Raw genomic sequence first — 598 nt, 5'->3', positions numbered from 1 at the left:
GAAAGACGCAAATATTCCATCAATGTATAGCCCAAAGTTCCAATTATCAAAAGAGCCGCTGTCGCCATTTTGTTTATGGAAGCCAAACTTGGCGTGAGGGCGATTAGAAAATGGATAGTTTTTCTGACGATTTCGGTTTTTAACTCGCCAATATCCCTGCCGACGTTAACGCGAGTCGCTCTGTCGGAGAAATTTGACTGTATTACAGATTCTGTTCTATCCATGCTATTTATCTAGCAAAAACTATGCCAAGTTATAGAGAGAAGCATTTATGTTTTGTAAGTCCTTATGTTGTATAGAGTTACATAAATGTTAAAAGTGTCAAATTGGGGTGCCTTTGTAAAAAGTGCTTGAAAATGTATATATTATTATACAGATTGAATAATAATTTACTATTAATTGATGGCTTAATACAACGGTTTAAAAATCATACGCTCTCCTGTGCAGTCAGGGCGGGCTGCGCACGCTGTAAAAACTTCGTAAGAGCCCGCCTACGAGCCTTTCGGCGACTAAACAGCGGTGGGGAGAAAGCTTTATCTAGGGTACGTCGCCGAACTTTTATTCTCTGAATTTTCTTTGTTTTATTCCAAAGTCTCTA

At 38.8% G+C, this 598-nt stretch carries 1 pseudogene; it reads right to left on the bottom strand.

The features are described 5' to 3' along the window. Nucleotides 1-224 (bottom strand): annotated as a pseudogene (locus ACYVRH_RS14150) (hypothetical protein); the annotation flags it as partial. Nucleotides 225-598 lie beyond the last annotated feature (374 nt).

The organism is Treponema sp. R80B11-R83G3 (assembly GCF_054786115.1).
The sequence above is the reverse complement of the archived record's forward strand: the minus strand, read 5'-3'. Positions and strand labels throughout refer to the sequence as shown.